Source organism: Paenibacillus sp. NFR01 (genome assembly GCF_900111565.1).
In the GTDB taxonomy this organism is placed as follows: Bacteria; Bacillota; Bacilli; order Paenibacillales; family Paenibacillaceae; genus Paenibacillus_AQ.
Genome location: NZ_FOIK01000003.1, coordinates 353,503 through 373,963 on the forward strand (window position 1 = coordinate 353,503; position 20,461 = coordinate 373,963).

Annotated in this window: 17 protein-coding genes; all 17 read left to right on the forward strand. The window is 58.8% G+C overall.

The window, feature by feature from the left end; all coding sequences use genetic code 11:
* Positions 1-169: 169 nt before the first annotated feature.
* The 17 genes from BMW84_RS16440 (at position 170) to BMW84_RS16520 (ending at position 20,420) form a co-directional block, all read left to right on the forward strand.
* Positions 170-1,090 (forward strand): MerR family transcriptional regulator, encoded by a 921-nt coding sequence (locus BMW84_RS16440; protein WP_091070276.1) that lies wholly within the window; start codon positions 170-172, stop codon positions 1,088-1,090.
* Positions 1,091-1,326: 236 nt separating this feature from the next.
* Positions 1,327-2,874, forward strand: coding sequence for a phytoene desaturase family protein (locus BMW84_RS16445; RefSeq protein WP_091070277.1), 1,548 nt, complete (start codon positions 1,327-1,329; stop codon positions 2,872-2,874).
* Complete coding sequence (locus BMW84_RS16450; RefSeq protein ID WP_091070278.1) at positions 2,871-4,370, forward strand: phytoene desaturase family protein; 1,500 nt, start codon at positions 2,871-2,873, stop codon at positions 4,368-4,370. Before BMW84_RS16445 ends, BMW84_RS16450 begins: the two co-directional genes overlap by 4 nt.
* On the forward strand, positions 4,367-5,245 hold the full coding sequence (locus BMW84_RS16455) for a phytoene/squalene synthase family protein (RefSeq protein WP_368086722.1): 879 nt from the start codon (positions 4,367-4,369) through the stop codon (positions 5,243-5,245). Before BMW84_RS16450 ends, BMW84_RS16455 begins: the two co-directional genes overlap by 4 nt.
* Positions 5,246-6,031 (forward strand): carotenoid biosynthesis protein, encoded by a 786-nt coding sequence (locus tag BMW84_RS16460; protein ID WP_091070279.1) that lies wholly within the window; start codon positions 5,246-5,248, stop codon positions 6,029-6,031.
* Positions 6,000-6,734, forward strand: coding sequence for a lysophospholipid acyltransferase family protein (locus BMW84_RS16465; RefSeq protein WP_091070280.1), 735 nt, complete (start codon positions 6,000-6,002; stop codon positions 6,732-6,734). Before BMW84_RS16460 ends, BMW84_RS16465 begins: the two co-directional genes overlap by 32 nt.
* Positions 6,731-7,948, forward strand: coding sequence for a glycosyltransferase family 2 protein (locus BMW84_RS16470; protein WP_091070281.1), 1,218 nt, complete (start codon positions 6,731-6,733; stop codon positions 7,946-7,948). The genes BMW84_RS16465 and BMW84_RS16470 overlap by 4 nt, the downstream gene beginning before the upstream one ends.
* Complete coding sequence (locus BMW84_RS16475; RefSeq protein WP_091070283.1) at positions 7,945-9,420, forward strand: phytoene desaturase family protein; 1,476 nt, start codon at positions 7,945-7,947, stop codon at positions 9,418-9,420. Before BMW84_RS16470 ends, BMW84_RS16475 begins: the two co-directional genes overlap by 4 nt.
* A gap of 131 nt (positions 9,421-9,551) precedes the next feature.
* Positions 9,552-10,676: a type 2 isopentenyl-diphosphate Delta-isomerase gene (gene fni, locus BMW84_RS16480; protein WP_091070285.1), complete on the forward strand. Its 1,125-nt coding sequence runs from the start codon at positions 9,552-9,554 to the stop codon at positions 10,674-10,676.
* Positions 10,677-11,181: 505 nt separating this feature from the next.
* Positions 11,182-12,282 (forward strand): redox-regulated ATPase YchF, encoded by a 1,101-nt coding sequence (ychF, locus tag BMW84_RS16485; protein WP_091070286.1) that lies wholly within the window; start codon positions 11,182-11,184, stop codon positions 12,280-12,282.
* 1,089 nt (positions 12,283-13,371) lie between these two features.
* Positions 13,372-14,439 carry a peptide chain release factor 1 gene (gene prfA, locus BMW84_RS16490; protein ID WP_091070288.1) on the forward strand — a complete coding sequence of 356 codons (1,068 nt, stop codon included), beginning with the start codon at positions 13,372-13,374 and terminating at the stop codon, positions 14,437-14,439.
* A 4-nt stretch (positions 14,440-14,443) separates the two neighbouring features.
* A complete protein-coding gene (gene prmC / locus BMW84_RS16495; protein ID WP_091070289.1) occupies positions 14,444-15,391 on the forward strand; it encodes a peptide chain release factor N(5)-glutamine methyltransferase in 948 nt (315 codons plus the stop codon).
* A 153-nt stretch (positions 15,392-15,544) separates the two neighbouring features.
* Complete coding sequence (locus tag BMW84_RS16500) at positions 15,545-16,729, forward strand: FtsW/RodA/SpoVE family cell cycle protein (RefSeq protein ID WP_091070291.1); 1,185 nt, start codon at positions 15,545-15,547, stop codon at positions 16,727-16,729.
* A 184-nt stretch (positions 16,730-16,913) separates the two neighbouring features.
* Positions 16,914-17,630, forward strand: a complete 717-nt coding sequence (spoIIR, locus tag BMW84_RS16505) for a stage II sporulation protein R (protein ID WP_091070565.1) — start codon at positions 16,914-16,916, stop codon at positions 17,628-17,630.
* Between the two features lie 303 nt (positions 17,631-17,933).
* The gene (locus BMW84_RS16510) at positions 17,934-19,019 is read left to right on the forward strand and encodes an L-threonylcarbamoyladenylate synthase (protein WP_254773031.1); all 1,086 of its coding nucleotides are present in this window, start codon (positions 17,934-17,936) and stop codon (positions 19,017-19,019) included.
* A gap of 159 nt (positions 19,020-19,178) precedes the next feature.
* Positions 19,179-19,751: a manganese efflux pump MntP gene (locus BMW84_RS16515; RefSeq protein ID WP_091070294.1), complete on the forward strand. Its 573-nt coding sequence runs from the start codon at positions 19,179-19,181 to the stop codon at positions 19,749-19,751.
* A gap of 81 nt (positions 19,752-19,832) precedes the next feature.
* A complete protein-coding gene (locus BMW84_RS16520; protein WP_091070296.1) occupies positions 19,833-20,420 on the forward strand; it encodes a low molecular weight protein arginine phosphatase in 588 nt (195 codons plus the stop codon).
* Positions 20,421-20,461 lie beyond the last annotated feature (41 nt).

Below are 20,461 nucleotides of genomic sequence, written 5' to 3' on the forward strand. Positions count from 1 at the left end.
TTGCTGAAGCATGGCAGGTTTATTCTTTCCGGGGCATCGCAGCTATGTCTGGTAGCCGCATCTGATGACATAATACAGGTGCAAATGTATAATGAATGTAAATCATTTGTATAAGGTTTGAATATCTAAATACTATGCAACGGGCTACGGAAAGAGAGTGGGATGCAACGTGTACTCGATCAAACAGGTCGTCGAAATGCTGGATATACCGTCTGTCACCTTGAGAGCCTGGGAGAACAGGTATCAGGCGGTTACCCCTGAGCGGACGGAATCCGGCTATAGGCTGTATACTCAGGAGAATATTGAGGACCTGCGCTGGCTGAAGGAGCAGACAGAGAAGCAGGGGATCAGCATTTCGCATGCGGTGCGGCTGCTGAAGGCCCGAAAAGAGAATCCGGCTGCCGAAGGTCCGGCGGAGGGCCTTGGAACACCCGGGGAGGCCTTCGAGAAGATGAGGCAGCAGATTTATACGGCGCTGCATGAATTCCAGGGCGAACGGGCGAATGCGCTGATTGATTTCGGCTTTTCCATGTACGGCTATGAAGCGATGTTTCATCGGGTGCTTGTCCCGGTTCTAATCAAGGTGGGCGATGCCTGGGAGGAAGGCTCGGCGACGGTAGCGCAGGAGCACTACATGACGCATATGGTTTCTAACCGCTTCTATCAGTTTTTCCACCTGTTCCCGGTGTATGCCCACTTGCCGAAAGTGCTGGCTTTTTGTCCGGAAGGGGAGCACCATCAGGTCGGTCTGCTGCTGTTTTCGCTTTTTCTGCGTAAAAACGGGGTTGAGGTGGTCTATCTAGGCGCCAATACTCCGGAGGCAGGAGTTATAGCCATACTGGAAACGCAAAACCGGATCGGGGCAGCTTGCCTGTCGGTTACGGACAAGGAACTGTTGCCTTACTGCAAAGATCTGATTGCACGCATGTTGGCCATACGGCCGGGAATGCGGTTTTTCCTCGGAGGCAAAGCCTATGAAGCGGCGGCGGGAGAGCCTATCCCGGAAGCGGCCGAGATTATAGAAGGCTCCGCGGAACGCTGGCAGGATTGGTTTGATTATTCATTTACGGGAGCAAGGAATCAGCGCTGAGACCAAAATTTGCGAGAACCCTTTCGAAGTCACCTGCGGGTGAGGCGGAAGGGTTTTTTTGTGCGGATTTTTCAGATAGAAAAAGAAATCGGGGGCCGGTCACGTGTAGCTGTTTACAGGGGTATATAAAGTATGTATGATATTTGTATCACTAATGTATAGTTTTTGTATAATGTTTGTTTATAAATTGATGCGAGCGGATGAACAGAATCCATATCGAATAGGGAGTGGAACGGATGACTGGAAAAAGCGCTGCGAAGGTTGCGGTTGTGGGTGCCGGACCGGGAGGGCTGGCTGCTGCCATGCTCCTTGCCGCCAAGGGCTACGAGGTGGAGGTCTTTGAGAAGCAGGAGACGGTCGGTGGAAGATCGGGCGAGCTGCGCCTGGGGGAATACCGTTTTGACCGCGGAGCCACCTTCCTGATGATGCCGCATTTGCTGGAGGAATTATTTGCTCTGGCGGGACGTTCCCTCCACAGCTATATTTCCATGAAGAAGCTGAACCCCCTGTATTCCCTGCATTTCGGGGACACCGTGTTCCGGCCGTCCACCGATCAGAAGCAGACTGCGGCCGAAATCGAGCGGCTGTTTCCGGGAAACGGGGCCGGGTACCGCCGGTTTATGGCTGATGAGGACGATAAGTTTGCCAGGGTTATGCCGCTGCTGCAGCGTCCCTTTCAGTCACCGGCGGATTATTTGAAAAGGGATGTGCTGCACGCGCTGCCCAAGCTTCATGCCGCCGATACGGTGTATCGCCGGCTGTCGAAATATTTTGACGATGAACGGCTCCGCTACGCCTTCACCTTTCAGGCCAAATACCTTGGAATGTCGCCTTGGGAATGTCCGGGGACCTTTACGATTCTGTCTTATCTGGAGCACCGTTACGGCCTGTATCATCCTGTTGGGGGCATTAACAAGGTGCTGCAGGCTATGGCAGATGTCATCAAGGAGCATGGGGGAAGCATCCGTACTTCAAGCCCGGTTGGGAGGATCTTGGTAAAGAACCGCCAGGCCTCCGGCCTGCTCCTGGAGAACGGGGAAAAGGTGCAGGCGGATTACGTCGTCCTCGGCGCAGATTTCGGGACTGCCGTGACCCGGCTGTTCGAGCCGGGTGTGCTCAAAAAATACACCCCGGCCAAGATGGCACGCAAGCGTTATTCCTGCTCCACCGCCATGCTGTACCTCGGTGTGGACGGCACCGTCGACCTCGGCCATCATTCGGTCCATTTCTCCGGCGATTACCGCCGCAATGTTGACGAGATTACGCGGCAAGGGGTCTTGTCGGCTGACCCGTCCATTTATATACACAATCCTTCGGTGATTGACGATACCCTGGCTCCGGCCGGAAAGTCCTCCCTGTATGTGCTGATGCCCGTTCCCAACCTGCAGGCCGGTATCGACTGGCAGCAGGAAGGCCCGGCCGTCAGGGCACAGATGATGGAGCGGCTGGAGCGCATCCCGCAGCTTGCCGGCCTGTCTTCCCGGTTGGAGGAGAGCCAATTCTTCTCGCCGCTGGACTGGCGGGACCATCTGGATGTATATAACGGCGCGACCTTCAATCTGGCCCATAACCTTGGCCAAATGATGTATCTGCGCCCGCATAATACGTTCCAGGAAGTGTCCGGCATCTGGCTGGTCGGGGGCGGGACGCATCCGGGCAGCGGGCTGCCGACGATTTTTGAGTCGGCCAAGATCAGCGCGCGCCTGCTGGAGGAGCATGACCGCGCTGCCCGCAGCCGGTCCGTTGCTGTAGCAGGCGCGGCGGGAAGCGGGGTGCCGCTGTGAGCCGCGTGGCTATCGTCGGCGGCGGCATCGGCGGGCTGACGGCGGCGCTGCTGCTGAGCCGCCGGGGGGAGCAGGTTGTCATCTATGAGCGTGCCGGCCAGGTCGGCGGGCGGGTCGCTTTTGAAGAGGAAGGCCCATACCGGATTGACCGCGGGCCGACAATCGTGCTGCTGCCGGAGATGCTGACCGGCATTCTGGAGGAAGGCGGGCTTCCGCCCGGCAGCCTTGAGCTGCTGCGCTGCGATCCGCTCTGCCGGATTCACTTCGGGAGCGGGCGCGTGCTGAACAAGGTCGCGGGCCTGGAGGCGCAAGCCGCGGAAATTGACCGGGAATTCCCCGGAGAAGGCAGCGGCTTCCTCCGGTTTATGGGCGATATGGCCGGACTGTTCCCCCGGGGCAAGGCTTCCTTTCTGGAGCAGCCGTTCAGCCGGCGCCGGCAGTTTTTCCGCCCGGCGAACCTCGCGCTGATGAGTCGTCTGCGGGCCTACCGCAGCCTCCGGTCGGCGGTCGGCAACTATTTCCGCAGCGAGGAGCTGCGGGACGCCTTTTCCCTGCAGAGCCTGTACATCGGCGGCGCCCCGTTCCGCACGCCGGGCATCTACACGATGCTGCCGTATGCGGAGAGCGCCTTCGGGATCTGGATGCTGAAGGGCGGATACGGGGAGCTTCCGCGGATTCTCTCCCGCGAGCTCCTCAGCCGCGGAGTGGAAATTCATACCGGTACAGAGGTCGAGGGCCTGACCGTGGAGGAGGGGCGGTGCACCGGCATTACAGCGGGCGGCGTTAAGCACTCGTATGACGCCGTGCTCTATAACGGCGAATTCCCGCAGCTGGAAGAGCTTCTGCCTGCGGAGTTGTTCGCCGGAATGGCAGACGCGAAGCGCGGTAAAGGTACCAGGGGCCGGATCAAACGCGGCCGGTACCAGCCCTCCTCGGGTTGTGTGCTGATTTATGCCGGAGCGGACCGGCGCTGGCCGGAGTCCGAGACCCATCAGTTTTTTCTGCCGGACAGCCTGAACGACAATCTCCGGGAGTTGTTCGACCAGGGCAGAATTTCACATCTGCCGTCCTATTATGTATTTAACCCCGCAGCGCTTGACGACAGTGCGGCGCCGCCGGGAGAAAGCGTGCTGTATTTCCTCATTCCCGTACCGGCCGATCCGGGGCTGGACTGGGAGTCTATTGCCGGTCCTCTGGCGGAACGCGTCCTGGAGGATGCCGAGCAGAGAGGTTTTCCCGGCTTGAAAGCCAGCCTGAAATGGAAGAAGCTGCGTACGCCTGCGGATGCGTACAAGGAAGGCCTGTACGGCGGCGGCAGCTTCGGCATTGCCCCGGTGCTCAGCCAGCTCGGGGTGTTCCGTCCCCAGCCCCGGCCTTACCCGATCAAGAGCCTCTATGCCGCCGGCGCTTCCGTTCATCCGGGCGGAGGCGTGCCGATTGTCATGCAGGGCGCTCGGATGGCTGTCCATGAACTCATGAAGGAGATGAAACCATGATCAACGAGAGTATTTTGCTTGAATGCGAGGAATTGATGAAAAAGGGCTCAACCTCCTTTCATAAAGCTTTTGCCGGGCTGCCGAGTCCGCGGCGCGAGGCGGTGCATGTCATCTACGCCTTTTGCCGGATGATTGATGACAGCGTGGATGAGCCGGAAAAATCGCCGTACACCATCCATGAGCTGCGCCGGCATTTCAAGCAGCTGGACGAAGCGGAGGGCCACTTCATCTGGCCGGCGCTGCGCTGGCTGTTCGCCAGCTTCCCGAAGCTTACGCAGGAACCGTTCCTGCTGCAGATGCAGGGTCAGCTCGGAGATCTGACGTTTACCCATTATGAGACCATGGAGGAATTGGAAATTTACTGCTACCTGGTCGCCGGAACCGTCGGCGAGATGCTGCTTCCGGTTCTGCGCGAGGATTCGGATGAGGAGGTGCAAGCAGCCGGCATTTCACTGGGTATCGGCATGCAGCTAGTCAATATCATCCGTGATGTGGGCGAGGACCTGCGGCGGGGACGGCGTTATGTGCCGCTGGAGCTTATGCGGAGGCACGGATACAGCCAGGAGGAGCTGGAGTCGGGGGTGGTTAACCGGAGATTCGTAAAGGTGATTGAAGAGCTCCGCCGGGAAGCGCTGGGCTGGTTCGAGAAGGGGCTTGCCCATGTGGAGACCTATCCACCCGAAAGCGGCCTGGCGGTGGAGCTGGCGGCGGCATTTTATGCGGCCATTCTCGATTCGGTGGCCGAAGCCGGCTATGATGTATTCCGCAACAGGGCTTATGTCAGCGATGAGGCCAAGCTGCGGATGCTGGGCCGCACAGCGGAGCGATATGCCTCAAGACTGGGCGGCAGAACCGGTAAAGCGGCGGTACTCTAGATGCTCAGGACTGTATTCTGGGGCTGGTACGCTATCGGCGCGCTGCTGCTCATTTTTTTCAGTGTTCCGAAAGGACTGCAATTTTCGAATGGCCTGTTTCTGGTCTTGTATGCCGTTTATGCCGGCGAGCGGATCTTCAAGGGATATGAGCGCCACTTTGTTGCCGTCCCTTCTGCCGTCTATTCGCCCCGGCTCCGCCCGGTCCGTCTCCTCGTCTCGGCCGCGTTAATCTGGACCGGCGGAATGGCTGTGGAATGGGTTGGCGTGCATACCGGGCATCTGTTCGGAAGCTACGGCTATTCCGAAATCCTCGGTCCGCTGCTGTACGGCGTGCCGGTTACTTTGGGCTTTGCCTGGATAGCCGTAGTCTGCAATGCGGTGCTGCTATGCCGGGATTTCGGCCTGTCCGGCTGGCGGCTTAGGCTGCTGCGGGCGGTTCAGGTGGGCTCCTGGGCGGTTTTGCTCGATCTGGTCCTTGACCCGGTGGCCCATGCCCGAGGCTTCTGGACCTGGAGGGACGGAGGCGGCTTCTACGGCGTGCCGGTGAGCAACTTCGGCGGCTGGCTGATTGCCGGATCGCTGCTGTCGCTTTTTCTTCCGGCCGTCCGCATAACCGGCAGGGCAGCCCGGCACGGCACCCGGCTCTATCAGGCGGTGATCCTCATGTTCGGCCTCATCGGCCTGCGTGAAGGGCTCCCCCTCTGCATGGTCATAGCCGTTATCGGGACAATTCTGGCAGAAGGGGGTCTGCGCTATGCTCGAGGCAGCCAAATCCCGAAGCTTTGATGCGCTGTTCAGCCGCTATAATACACTGTACCTGCTGCGCAGGCATTTTCGCTTCCTCGGAATATCCGGCGACCTGCAGCCGGCGTCGGCAGGGGGCAGGCCTTTGTTGTACATCATGAACCACAGCTCCTGGTGGGACGGTCTGCTGGCCTATCATGCAGCAAGGGTGCTAAGCAGCCGCAAGCAGTATTTCATGATGGAGGAAGCGCAGTTGCGCAAATTCCAATTCTTCCGCCGTTTGGGCGCCTATTCGGTTAACCGGAACCATCCGGCGGATGTCCGCGCATCTCTGCGTTATACAGCCGGACTTTTGGGCGAAGGGGGCAGCGTATGGATCTACCCCGAAGGGGAGCTGCTTCCGCTTGAGCACCGCCCGCTGCAGCTCAGGGAAGGGGCGGCTATCGTGCTTCGCCTGTGTCCGGAGGCGGCCGTTGTACCCGTAACCTTGTACCACGGCCTGTTTTTCCATCCCAAGCCGGAGGCGACGCTGCTGGCGGGGGCACCGCTGCTGCAGCCTTGGAAAGAGCTGGACAGGAGCAGCATCTCGGCGCTGCTGGCCTCCTGCCTGCAAGAGCAGCTGGAGAGGCACCGCCGCCTGATTCTGGATAATAAGGGACATATGCCGGCTTGTTTCAGGCCGCTGGTCAAGACGGGCGGTTCGGTCCATGAACGTTATGACGCCTGGCGGAGGGGAGGCCGATGATTGCCCTGCTTCAGGGAATAACCGGAATAATCGTTCTGCAGCTTTTGTTTGCCGTATGGAATGCTTCGCGGCTTCCGGTGCTCGGTGCTCCGCCCGGAGAGGAAGCGGCAGAGCCGGAGGATACACAGCCCGGAAAGGCGCCGGCAGATTCGGCGGATGCACAGCATACAGAGGCGCCGTCAGCGTCCGAAGGTACACGGGCGCCCGCCCTGTCCGTGCTGATTCCGGCGCGCGATGAGGCCAAGAACATTGCTGCCTGCCTGGCCTCAGTGCTGGCCTGCGGCACGGCTGGCCGCCGAATCGAGATTATCGTGCTGGATGACCGTTCATCTGACGGCACGGTAGAGCTTGCCGCAGCCGCGGGAGGCGCACGGACGCAGGTGCTCGCAGGAGCCGGTCTGCCGGAGGGCTGGTCAGGCAAATGCCATGCCTGCGCCCAACTGGCAGAGGCAGCAGGCGGGGAATGGCTGCTGTTTCTCGATGCTGACATCCGCCTGCATCCGCAGGCACTGGATGCGGCGATGGCGTCCGCAGCAGCCCAGGGCAGCGGCCTGATTACCGGCTTTCCACGGCAGCTGACCGGCTCCTGGCTGGAGCGTCTGGCCGTACCGCTGATGGTGTTCACCATTGTCTGCCACCTGCCGATACCGCTTGTCCGCCGATCGGAGGATCCGCGGTTTGCAGCTGCGCACGGCGGGTTTATGCTGATCCACCGGGACAGCTACATCCGCTGCGGGGGGCATAGCGCCATTCGCGATCAGCTGGTGGACGATATGGCGCTGGCCAAAGCGGTCAAGCTTGCCGGCGAACCGGTAACTCTGGCGGACATTTCTGCACATACGGAAATGCGGATGTATCACAATGCCTCCGAGGTCTGGAAGGGCTACCGCAAAAATATTTACGCCGGCCTTGGGCGCAAACCGTTGCTGCTGCTAGGTGTGCTGTTGTTCTACGCGCTTTTGTACGTATGTCCGCTTATTGCGGCCCTTGGGGCTCTGGTCACCGGAGACAATACAGCCCTGCTCTGGGCGGCGGCCGCTTTGGTCGCAGGCGCTGCCGTAAAACGAACGGCAGACCGGTCAGGGCAGCAACCTCTCTGGTTCTGCCTGCTGCTGCCGGCAAGCATCCTAAGCCTGATCGCCATAGCAGCCGCTTCCTGGCGCGGCAGTATATCCGGTAAGGGCTATGAATGGAAAGGGAGGCAGTACCCATGAACAATAAGGCGGTTATCATCGGCGCCGGCTTCGGTAGCCTGTCCTGTGCGGTCACGCTTGCGGCAAAAGGCTGGAAGGTGACCGTGCTGGAGCGGCAGGCGCGGCCCGGAGGCAAGCTGCAGCGGGTAACGGCGCAGGGGTATACCTTTGACAGAGGCCCGAGCACCATCACCATGCCGCATGTCTTCCGCTCGCTCTATGAGCTTGCCGGGGCCGAGATGGAGGAATTTGTCGAGCTCTATGAGCTGGAGCCGAGGACGCGGAATGTTTTTGCAGACGGGCATGTGGTCGATTTGTCCGGGGATTCGGCGTTTATGCGGGAACAGATTGCAGCTTACTCCGCTCATGATGCTGACCGCTACGGGGAATTCATGGCTGAAGCCGAACTGCTGTACCGCCTGAGTGAAAAACAGTTCCTGAACCGGCTTTTGCTCTCCTGGAAAGATAAGCTGTCACCGCCGCTGGTACGGGATCTGCTGCGGGTACGGCCGTTTCTCAGCCTGCATTCGCTGCTTCAGCGCTACTTCAGGCATCCCCATACACTTGCTATGCTGGGGCGTTACGCTACCTATGTCGGATCCTCTCCCTACCAGTCTCCGGCGATCTTTGCGATGCTCGGTCATGTGGAAGCCAAACTTGGCGTATACGGGGTTAAAGGCGGTACATATAAACTGGTAGAAGGGCTGGTGGCATTGGCCCGGCGTCTCGGCGTCGAAATCGTTACTGAGACAGAGGTTACAGCAATCGCCGTCGCCGGCGGGAAAGCCGAAGGGGTGGAGACTTCGCGCGGCTTCTACCCTGCCCAGACTGTCATTGCCGGCGGGGACGTCCTCAGCGTCAGCCGCCTGCTGCTGCCGGAATCCGCCCGCCGGACGATGAGTAACCGCAAAATAGCCGGCTACGAGCCTTCGTTGTCCGGTCTGGTGACCCTTGCCGGTGTTAAACGGAAATATAGGCAGCTACTGCACCATACGGTATTTTTCCCAGAGCAGTATGAGCCTGAATTTACGGCTATTTTCGGCAAAAGACGCCCACCGCAAAATCCTGCCGTGTATGTCTGCTACTCCGGTTACTCAGAGCCCGGCATGGCTCCGGAAGACGGCAGCAATCTGTTTATTCTGGCGAATGCCCCTTATCTGGACAATGGCTGCGACTGGAGCACAGAGACGGAAGTGTATGGCCGGCGGATCACGGATACGCTTAAGGGCTTCGGGATCGGAGGGCTGGAGCAGGCGGAGGTTCTTCAGCGGTATACCCCGCAACATATTGCAGCCGATACCCTTGCCCACCGGGGGGCCATTTACGGCATTTCCTCGAATTCCGTCCGCCAGACGTTTTTTCGCCCGGCCAACCGTTCCCGGGAGGTTCAGGGGCTGTGGTATGTGGGTGGAACAACGCATCCGGGCGGAGGGACGCCGGTCGTATCCCTGTCCGGTAGACTTGTAGGCGAGCATATCGCGGGCGGGGGTTAAGCCCGCCGGGCTTTCTGTTATTTGCAGGGCAGCGATGCTATAATGAAGCGTGCTCTTGGCAAAAGAGATGCCGGCCGAGCCGGCATCTTGCGGTTATAGATCTGCAAATGAAATGAAAAGGGGGGAGCAGCATGGAACAATTACCGCAAAAGGCACTGCAGTCCTTCGCCGCTGAAGCGGCCGGGGACTCGCTGCTGCCTGGCAGTGCCGGGAAGAAGTCTCTGCTGCCCTCCTCCACTACAGGGGAGCGCAAGCTGGAGCATGTACGGCTCTGTCTGAACGAGGCGGTAGGCGGCAGCGGAATAACGACCGGTCTGGAAGAATACCGGTTTGTGCACAATGCGCTGCCTGAGCTGAATTTCGATGATATTTCACTGCGCACGGTTTTTCTGGGGCGTGAGCTGCAGACCCCGCTGCTGATCAGCTCCATGACTGGCGGCAGCAAGGCGACCGGGGCTATTAACGCCAGACTGGCCGAGGTGGCCGGCCGCCGGGGCTGGGCGCTTGGCGTCGGCTCGGTCCGGGCAGCGGTGGAGCGTTCGGAGCTGGCGGAGACCTTCCGGGTGCGGGAGCGGGCTCCGGGAATTCCGGTCATCGCCAATATCGGGGCCGTGCAGCTGTCCTACGGATTTGGCGTGGAGGAGTGCCGCCGGGCTGTGGAGATCGCCGGCGCTGACTGGCTTGTGCTGCATCTGAACGGGCTGCAGGAAGTGTTCCAGCCGGAAGGCAATACCGGCTTCGCTTCCCTGCTTCAGGCCATCGAAAAGGTCTGCCGGGCGCTGCCGGTACCGGTAGGCATCAAGGAAGTCGGCTGGGGCATCGACGGCGAAACGGCGTTCAGGCTGTATGATGCCGGCGCAGCTTTCATCGATGTGGCCGGGGCAGGCGGCACCTCTTGGAGCCAGGTTGAAAAATTCCGCAGCACCGACCCTGTGCGGCGGGCGGCTGCGGAGGCCTTCGCCGACTGGGGCATTCCGACGGCCGAATGCATCCGCGGGGTACGGGCGGCCGCCCCTCAGGGCGCGTTGATTGGCAGCGGCGGCCTGAAGCATGGCGTAGATGCCGCCAAAGCGCTCGCGCTCGGTGCCGATCTGGCCGGCTTCGGCCGCAGCCTGCTCGGGCCGGCCGTGGAATCCGAAGAGGCGCTCGACCGGGCGCTGGCCCAAGTGGAGCTGGAGCTGCGGATCGCCATGTTCGGCATCGGTGCGTCCGACCTGGCTGCGCTGCGCGGAACCTCCCGTTTGATCAAGCGGTAAAAAAGAATGAGGGACAAATGATTCGGAGGATATGGCTAGAGTTGGCGCATGGCAAGGAGGCTTTGATCGCTGACATCGGGCCAGGTGCGGGGCTTATGGCAATGAGGGAGCTAGCCGGCTCGCAAACCCGGTAAAACCCGGCCCCCCTCGATTAACTTCCGGTGCAAAGACTCCTTTGGGGGTCTTTTTTGTTGCTTCAACCGGCTAATCAAACCTGAAACCCTACAGCGGTTCGCATAGCAGATGAAATAAGCTTGTGAAAAGCAGGAGCGGGACGCAGCAGGCGCCAAATAGCCTGAAAGCCTTATGGAGAAAGGGCGGGTTGCTAAGACAATCGTTCGCAAACGGGAGCAAATCGGGAACCTTCTTCACGGGACCCGCCTTTTTTCTGACACACCGCATGGACATCCGCTGTTGCTGGCGAATTTTTTCTAATATATAATGGTTTAGATCGATTGGCATTTATGGTGTGATCAATTTACCCGAAATAGGAGTTGTCATATAAATGGCTTTGAAAGCTGGAATTGTGGGTCTTCCAAACGTCGGAAAATCTACGTTGTTTAATGCAATTACGCAGGCGGGCGCGGAATCCGCAAACTATCCGTTCTGCACGATCGACCCAAACGTCGGCGTTGTGGAAGTGCCGGACGAGCGTCTCGACAAGCTGACCGAGCTGGTGCAGCCGAACAAAACCGTACCGACCGCCTTCGAATTTGTCGATATCGCCGGCCTGGTGCGCGGCGCGAGCAAAGGGGAAGGGCTGGGCAATAAATTTTTGGCCCATATCCGCGAAGTCGATGCCATCGTGCATGTGGTCCGCTGCTTTGTGGACGAGAACGTCACCCACGTTGACGGTAAAGTCAATCCGGTCAGCGACATCCAGACGATTAATCTGGAGCTGATCCTTGCCGACCTCGAAAGCGTGGAGAAACGTCTGGACCGTGCGCGCAAAAACACCAAAGGCGGCGACAAAAAGGCGATTCAGGAAGTGGAACTGCTGGAACGCGTCAAGGAGGCCCTCTACAACGACATGCCTGCGCGCAGCGTGGAATTGTCCGATGACGAGCGCCCGCTGATTCGCGACATGCATCTGTTGACGCTGAAACCTGTACTGTATGCAGCCAACGTCGGCGAAGACGAAGTTTCCGATGCCGAGAGCAACCCGTACGTTCAGCAAGTGCGCGAATTCGCCGCTGCCGAGAACGCCGAAGTGGTGCCGATCAGCGCCAAAGTGGAGGCAGAAATCGCCGAGCTGGAAGGCGAAGACAAAGCGATGTTCCTGGAAGAGCTGGGTCTGCAGGAATCGGGCCTCAACCGCTTGATCAAAGCGGCTTACAAGCTGCTGGGCCTGTACACGTATTTCACGGCCGGCGTGCAGGAAGTCCGCGCATGGACGATCCGCAAAGGCACCAAAGCTCCGGGCGCTGCAGGCGTCATCCATACCGACTTCGAACGCGGCTTTATCCGCGCCGAAGTTGTGGCCTATGACGATCTGGTTGCTGCCGGATCGATGAACGGAGCCAAAGAGCGCGGCCAGCTGCGCCTCGAAGGCAAAGAATATGTCGTGAATGACGGCGACGTAATGCATTTCCGTTTTAACGTCTAAGGATAGACTGGAATAAGGAGGGCGCTTCGAAGCCATGAACTTTGGCTGCCGGGGCGCTCTCCTTTTTTTAGGGGAAAAACAGAATCAGAATGCTGGATAGTTACTGGACCGGAGCTGGGCGGATGTGATTAAGCTGGCGATGCTGAATTGCTGCCGCTACACTACCTCCAAACTATTATGTCCGAGCAATAACTTCCAAAGAAGCTGGTGCTAAACGGCACCTCAAATAACTGCTTATGCTGCCACAGCTAAACTGAATAGGCAAACTACCACAGCTAAACTGCCGCGGCTAAACTGTCATCGCCAAATGTATGGCTAAACTGCCTCGGCAAGCTGTCCCCGCTAACTGCCACTGCTAAACTGCCTCGGCAGGCTGTCCCCACTAACTGACACCGCTAAACTGCATGGCTAAACTGCATAGGCAGGCAGTCCCCACTAACTGCCATGGTTTCGTTACACTTGCGCGTTCATAACCTTTGCCCTGCATTGCAGGCAGCATCGCGAATTTTTCCTGACCTAACGGACATGAGCGCCGTTATTATCCGGGAAATACCTCATTTCCCGAAGCAATGGACACTAGGGCCGTTATGTGCACGACAGACCATCAAAATCGTTCTAAAATACGCAAATAAGGTCTCTAGTGTCCGTTAGAAGCCGAAAAAGCGGATTTTTCAACAAATAACGGCTCTCAGGTCCGTTGGCTGCAAATATTTCAAGAAAGTGGCCGTTGGAAGCGGGGGCGGCGAGTGAAATACAGGATACAGGATACAGGTTACAAGAAACAGGTTACACATTACATGGTTAAAGAAATTTCGTGTCTCTGCTGCAAAGATGCCGGCGGATGCGGGCATTATAGAGTTTGAATGAGTAAAGTGAAACGGATGGTTATGCATAACGTGATACGGCTAGATCAAACGGGGTTTTAAGCGCTCCGGCAAATTGCCGAATTTATTTGTATTCCTCCGGCAGCGCATTGTAGCCAATTAGCTTGTTCGGTGGTATAATATAAAGTCGTATCTCTGCTTTGTGTTTACTTACAATTTTAAATAATGAACGATATGAATTTGATTTCAGGAGAGGTGAATTCCCTTGTTGGACCGATTGCAATCCCTGGCGGACCGCTATGAGAAGCTCAGTGAACTGCTTTGTGATCCGGATGTTGCAAACGACAGTAAGAAACTGAGGGACTATTCCAAAGAACAATCCGATTTGCAGCCCGCCTTTGAGGCTTATACCGAATATAAAAACGTAGTGGAAGAGCTCGAAGCAGCAAAAATGATGCTCGGCGAAAAGCTCGACGATGAGATGAAGGAAATGGTCAAGATGGAGATCGATGACCTTTCCGAGCGGCAGGCGGCGCTGGATGAAAAAATCCGCATTCTGCTTTTGCCGAAAGACCCGAACGACGATAAGAACGTTATCGTGGAAATCCGCGGCGCAGCCGGCGGGGACGAAGCGGCGTTGTTTGCTTCCGACCTGTACCGGATGTACACGCGGTATGCCGACAGCCAAGGCTGGCGCGTTGAGCTGATGGACGCCAACATGAACGATCTCGGCGGCTTCAAGGAAGTCATCTTTATGATCAACGGCCGGGGCGCTTACAGTAAAATGAAGTTCGAAAGCGGCGCGCATCGCGTGCAGCGTATTCCGGCGACCGAATCCGGCGGCCGGATTCATACGTCCACCTCGACGGTGGCGGTGATGCCGGAAGCGGAAGAAGTCGATATTGAAATTCTCGACAAGGATATCCGCGTCGATACGTTCTGTTCCAGCGGTGCAGGCGGCCAGTCCGTTAACACGACCAAATCGGCCGTGCGCGTGACGCATGTTCCAACGGGCATCGTGGCAACTTGTCAGGACGGCAAATCCCAGAACTCCAACAAGGAAAAGGCGCTGCAGGTGCTGCGCGCGCGGATTTCCGATATGATGCGTCAAGAGGAAGAAGCAAAATATGCCGGCGAACGCAAATCGAAAGTCGGCACGGGCGACCGCAGCGAGCGGATTCGCACCTACAACTTCCCGCAAAGCCGGGTCACCGATCACCGGATCGGACTGACGCTGCATCGCCTGGATCAGGTGATGAACGGGGATATTGCCGAAATTATTTCGGCGCTGTCGATTGCGGAGCAAGCGGAATTGATGGAAAAAGGAGAATAATGCTTTGAACCAGGGCGTATATGTCTTGTCTACTGTGCAAAGCATCCGGGAAGCCTTTGCGGAGGCTTCTTCTTTTTTGGCTGAACACGGATGCTCCGAACCGCAGCGCAGCGCACAGCTTTTGCTTGAGCATGCGCTGGGCCTTTCCGGCGCAGCCTTCTATATTGCGCTTGGCGAACCGTTCCCGCCGGAAGCGAAAGCAGAATGGGAGAGGCTGGTTAACCGCCGCGCCACAGGGGAGCCGGTGCAGTACATCATCGGCGAACAGGAATTTTACGGCCGGCCGTTTGAAGTGACGCCGGACGTGCTGATCCCCCGGCCGGAGACGGAGCTGCTGGTCGAGGCGATTTTACGCTATGCGGCCGAGCTGTGGCCGGATGGCCTAGCCGGCGCTGCGACGGATGCGGCGGGGGCGCCGCAAACGGAAGGCGCAGCAGCGCCAAGGCCGCTGACCGCCGTCGATATCGGCGCCGGCAGCGGAGCGATTTGCGTCACGCTGGCGGCCGAAACGCCGGCGTGGCGGGTCTGCGCCGGGGATATTTCCCCCGGCGCGCTGGCTGTGGCCGGGCGCAACGCCCGCCGCCACGGCACAGCCGTGGACTTCCGGCTCGGCGATCTGCTCGAGCCGTTTGCGGGGATGGAGACGGATATCCTCGTCTCCAACCCGCCGTACATTCCCGGCGGCGACATCGCCGGGCTGCAGCGCGAAGTGCGCGACCATGAGCCGCGCACCGCGCTCGACGGCGGGGCGGACGGGCTGGCCCCGTACCGCCGCATGCTGGAGCAGCTGCCGCTGCTCCCGGCCCCGCCCCGCCTGGTCGGCTTCGAGCTGGGGCTCGGCCAGGCGGAGGACGTGGCCGGCCTGCTGCGCGCGGCCGGGCACTGGAACGAGATCGTCACGGTCGACGATCTCGCCGGCATCCCGCGCCATGTGCTGGGTATCGCCCGCTGATGCAGCGCGAAGGTTGCGGCGGCTTTTCCAGAATTAAGTCCGCCGCCCGCTGCAAGGGAAGATTGGTTTTTTGCCGCCCCTTCCTTTACAATAGAAGGTACGGGAACCCGCTTCGTGTGTGCGGTACCCAAACCATAAGCAAGGAGACGGGAAATGCTTCAGAAGCTCAAAAAAATCGACGGCATCATTTTAGTTGTCCTGGCATTGTTAATGGTCGTCAGCATTTTTTCCATATACAGCGTCACCCACGGCAGAGACGGGCTGGACGGTTCGCATATCAAGATGATCAAATTTTATATTCTCGGCATTATCGCCTTTACGGGAATTATTTTTGTGGATTACCGGCTGCTCATCAAATATGCGATGTATATCTATATCATTGGCATTGGCGTGCTCGTGCTGGTCAGCTTCATCGGAGCCGAAGAGAACGGCGCGCAGGGCTGGATCAAATTCGGCGGGTTCAGCTTGCAGCCGGCTGAGCTGTTCAAGCTGATTCTCATAATGTTTCTGGCATCGGTGCTGGTCCGCAAAAATAAAAACCGGTTGCTGTTCTGGAAGGATGTCGTCCCACTCGGTATGATGGCGGCGCTGCCCTTTCTGATCGTCATCAGCCAGAATGACTTGGGGAATGCGTTATCCTACATCGTGATTCTGTTCGGGCTGCTTTGGATCGGGAACATCAAGTTCTCCCATGCGCTGATCGGGCTGCTGGTGATCGCTTCCACGGCTACGGCGGGCATCATGAGTTACATCCATTATCATGATAATATTGAAAAATTCTTTGTGGGCATCGGCCGGGAGCACTGGGTCGAGCGTTTTGATCCATGGCTGGTTCCCGATAAGGCGACGGCCAAAGCGAGTTATCATACGAAAAACGCCAAGCTGGCGATCGCCTCGGGCGGCATGAGCGGAGAAGGCTACATGAAAGGCAGCTCCGTGCAGACGGACCGCGTGCCGTATACGTATTCCGACTCGATCTTCGTGCAGATCGCCGAGGAGTACGGGTTTGTCGGCTCGGCGCTGGTGCTGCTGCTCTACTTTATATTGATCCACAGGATGATATTGATTGCGCTGGAATGCAAGGACAGGGGCGGGCCGTTCCTGATTATCGGCATTGTGGCGATGCTGCTGTATCAAATTTTTGAAAATATCGGTGCCTTCATCGGCCTGATGCCGCTGACCGGGATCACGCTGCCGTTTATCAGCTTCGGCGGCACCTCGCTGATGATCAACATGGCCAGCATCGGCCTCGTAATGAGCGTGCGGCTGCACGGCCAGGAAGTGGAGGAAGATCTTCCGGAGCCGCTTGCCTATCCGCCGGCCGCCAAGCAAAGCTAAAGCATTCCGCCGTAGTCCCTGCAAAGGGCTGCGGCTTTTTTATGCGCAATATATCACGCTAATAAAAAATTAATAGATTGCTAGGTTTGCCGCTTCCTCTCCCCGGGCATAATGGGAACATCAAGGAGTTACGGGAGAGGGGAAGAGAAAGATGAACGCAACAAAACAAGGGTTTGCCGAATCTCTGCGCACGACGATTAAGTATACCGCCATTTTAATTTCTTTTTTTATGGTCGTGCTGATGATGTGGGAAAGCCAAAAAAGCGATGCCGCCCTGGCCGAAACCGCCATTCCGAAGGAGTCGATCCGCCTGCGCATTCTGGCCAATTCGGATGCTCCGGGTGATCAGCTGGTCAAACGGCAAATCCGTGACGCCATTGTGGAGCAGATGAATAAGTGGGTGGCCGAGCTGGAGAATCCGCAAAGCCTGGAGCAGGCGCGGGGAACCATCCGTACCCATCTGCCGGAGCTGAACGCGCTGGTCGGAAGCGAGCTTGCGAAGCGGAGCATTTCCTACGGCTATAAAGTGGAACTGGGCATCGTTCCGTTTCCGACGAAAATGTACGGCGGCACGGTCTATCCGGCCGGCGATTATGAAGCGCTGCGCGTCACGCTGGGCAAAGGCGAGGGACAAAACTGGTGGTGCGTGCTCTTTCCGCCGCTTTGCTTTATCGATGCGGGATCGGGCGACGCTGCGGCAGCGCCGGCAGCCGACGTGAAGCAGGACGGCAAAAGCAGCGCGCAGGTGAAGGCGGTTAAAGCATCCGCGGCCGGTGCGGGTGCCGTAACTGCGGCTGCCGGAGATGCGGCGGACAAAGGAGCGGAGACGCCGGAGGTCCGGTTTTTCGTGGTCGATCTGCTGGCGAAGATTTGGAGCTGGATTTGCAGCTTATTCTCCTGATCTAGTCGTACTCGCCAAAGTGAGGACACTCTACAGTTTTACCCGAGCTTGTGATACTATGAAAAGATAGCAATGCGGCTCCAGCCCTGGAGCCGTTTTTTTCGGCATTTGGCATGTCATTGGTTTATATCATCGGGTATATTATCGGGCATGTTTGATGCGCTTCACAAACCTCTTTCAGAAAGCTTGTGATCTTTGATGGTACAACGTGACGACTATCCGTTTGCGGCGCAGCGCCGCAGCGGAGGCATACAGGATACGAAATATTGGCGCCTGCAGGCTCCGGCGGAAGACTTCCTCGGCATGGATTCAAACGCAATCGACGCGCAGGACCGGCAGGCGCTTGCGGAAGCGGCCGAAATGCTGGCGGGCGGAGCGACGGTCGCTTTTCCGACCGAAACGGTATACGGACTAGGCGCGGATGCCCGGAATACCGCGGCAGTGGAGGCGGTCTTTGCCGCCAAAGGCCGTCCTTCGGATAACCCGCTCATCGTGCACATCGCCGATCGCGAAGCGCTTGATCCGCTGGTGACGGAGGTCAGCCCGGCGGCGACTGCGCTGATCGAGGCGTTTTGGCCCGGCCCGCTGACGCTGGTGCTGCCGGTCCGTCCCGGCGTGCTCTCCCCGCTGGTGACGGCCGGCCTGGACACGGTCGGCGTGCGCATGCCGGCCCACGGCGTCGCACAGGCGCTGATCCGCGAAGCGGGCTGTCCGGTGGCGGCGCCCAGCGCCAACCGTTCCGGCCGGCCAAGCCCGACGACGGCCGGCCATGTCCGCGGCGACCTCGCCGGCTATATCGGCGGGGTGCTGGACGGCGGCCCGGCCGGGGTCGGCCTGGAGTCGACCGTCGTGCAGGTGCAGCCGGACGGGACGGCAGTGATCCTCCGTCCCGGCGGCATCACCGCCGAACAGCTCGCGGCGGTGCTCGGCTCCGGCGCCGTGTCGGCGACGCCGGGCGAAGAAGCCGCCGCCCGGGATGCGGCGGCGGAAGACGGCCCGGCGCCGCGCGCGCCGGGCATGAAGTACACGCACTACGCCCCGCGCGGCTGGCTGGGCGTCGTGCGCGGCGCCACGCCGCAGCGCGTGGCGGAAGCGGCCGCTGCGCGGCTGGCGGCGGCGGCGTTAAGCGGGGAAACGACGGGCCTGCTCCTCTTCGAGGAGCACCGGGCCCTCTACCCCGCGAACCCCGCCGCCTGCGTCCGTTCTCTCGGCGCCCTGGCCTCGCCGGAGGAAGGCGCTCGCGCCCTGTATGCCGCCTTGCGGGACTTCGATGAAGCGGGCGCGACGTATATCCTTGCCGAGGCTTGTCCGGAAACCGGCCTCGGCGCCGCGATCATGAACCGGCTGATGAAAGCCGCCGGCGGCACCGTGATCGAAGCGGGAGAATGAGGCGGCTGCAAGGTTATTCTGCCGTGCGCAGGCATTCTCTTTTTCCGTTTGGTGCATAAGCCGTCATCCCAATCGGTGTCCGTGCTTGTGAGAGGCATGATCGCCTTCTTGTCCGCATATCGTTAGGTGTACAAGATATTCGGACTTGGAGGGTTGGACATGGACGTGGCCGGCGGGTATATGGGATACGGGCAACTGATAACGATCGCGATCATGGCGGTCGCCCTGGGAATGGATGCCTTTTCCCTCGGCGTAGGGATCGGGATGAAGGGAATCCGTCTGCTGCATGTGCTGCAGCTCAGCCTGCTCATCGCCCTTTTTCACGTGCTGATGCCTTTGCTTGGCTTGTTTACCGGCAATTATGTCGGGCATTTGCTGGGCAAAGTTACGACATACGCGGCCGGCGGCCTGCTGGTGCTGCTCGGCGGACATATGGTTATAAATGCGTTCCGGAGCGGAGATGACGGCAAACATCAATTCGAATACCGGACGTTCTGGGGAATGCTGCTCATTTCGCTCAGCGTAAGCGTGGATTCGTTTTCGGTCGGCGTTTCGCTCGGGATGTTCGTCAGCAGCATTGCCCTGACGGTGCTGGCCTTCGGCGCCTGCGGCGGCCTCATGTCGATCATCGGCCTGCTGGTCGGAAGGCGTGTCCGCCGGGGGCTGGGCGACTACGGTGAGGCGCTGGGCGGGGCGATTCTTCTGGCGTTTGGATTGCTGTTCATCTTCTGATACAATAACGGCATAAACAGCTGAAATTGCGGTTATCATCAGCAAAACGTCAGCTGCTATTTTAAACTGGAGGTGGTACGCATGCTGCGTATATTGTTCGTCTGCACCGGCAACACCTGCCGCAGCCCGATGGCTGAGGGGCTTCTGCGGAAGCTGGCGAAGGAGCGGGGCCTGGCACTTGAAGTGCGGTCTGCCGGCGTGTCCGCCATTTCCGGTATGTCCATGTCCCGCCACGCGGCGGCTATTCTGCGGGATGAAGGAATCACGGATACCATTCAGTCTTCGCAATTGACTCCGGAGACGGTGGCCTGGGCGGATCTTGTATTGACCCTGACCAGCGGGCATAAACGGCACTTGCTGCAATATTTTCCCGAAGCTGTTGCCAAGACGCATACGCTCAAGGAATTTGTTTATAATGAAGATAGCGTGAACGGAGATATCCGCGAGCTGGACAGCTTGTATGCGGATGCGGAACTGCGCCTTGCGCTTGGCGGCGAACCCGATCCTGCGGATATGCAGCGGATCATTGAAATCCGCCAGCGGATTCCCAGCTTCGATATCACCGATCCGTTCGGCGGAACGCGCGAAGACTATGAGCTGACCGCGGCCGAAATCCGCACGGCCCTGTACAGTTTGCTCGACAAGCTGGAAACGCTGCGGCACCAGTAATACAGAATATGCAATTTTATCCTGCTGCAGCCTGCGGATCC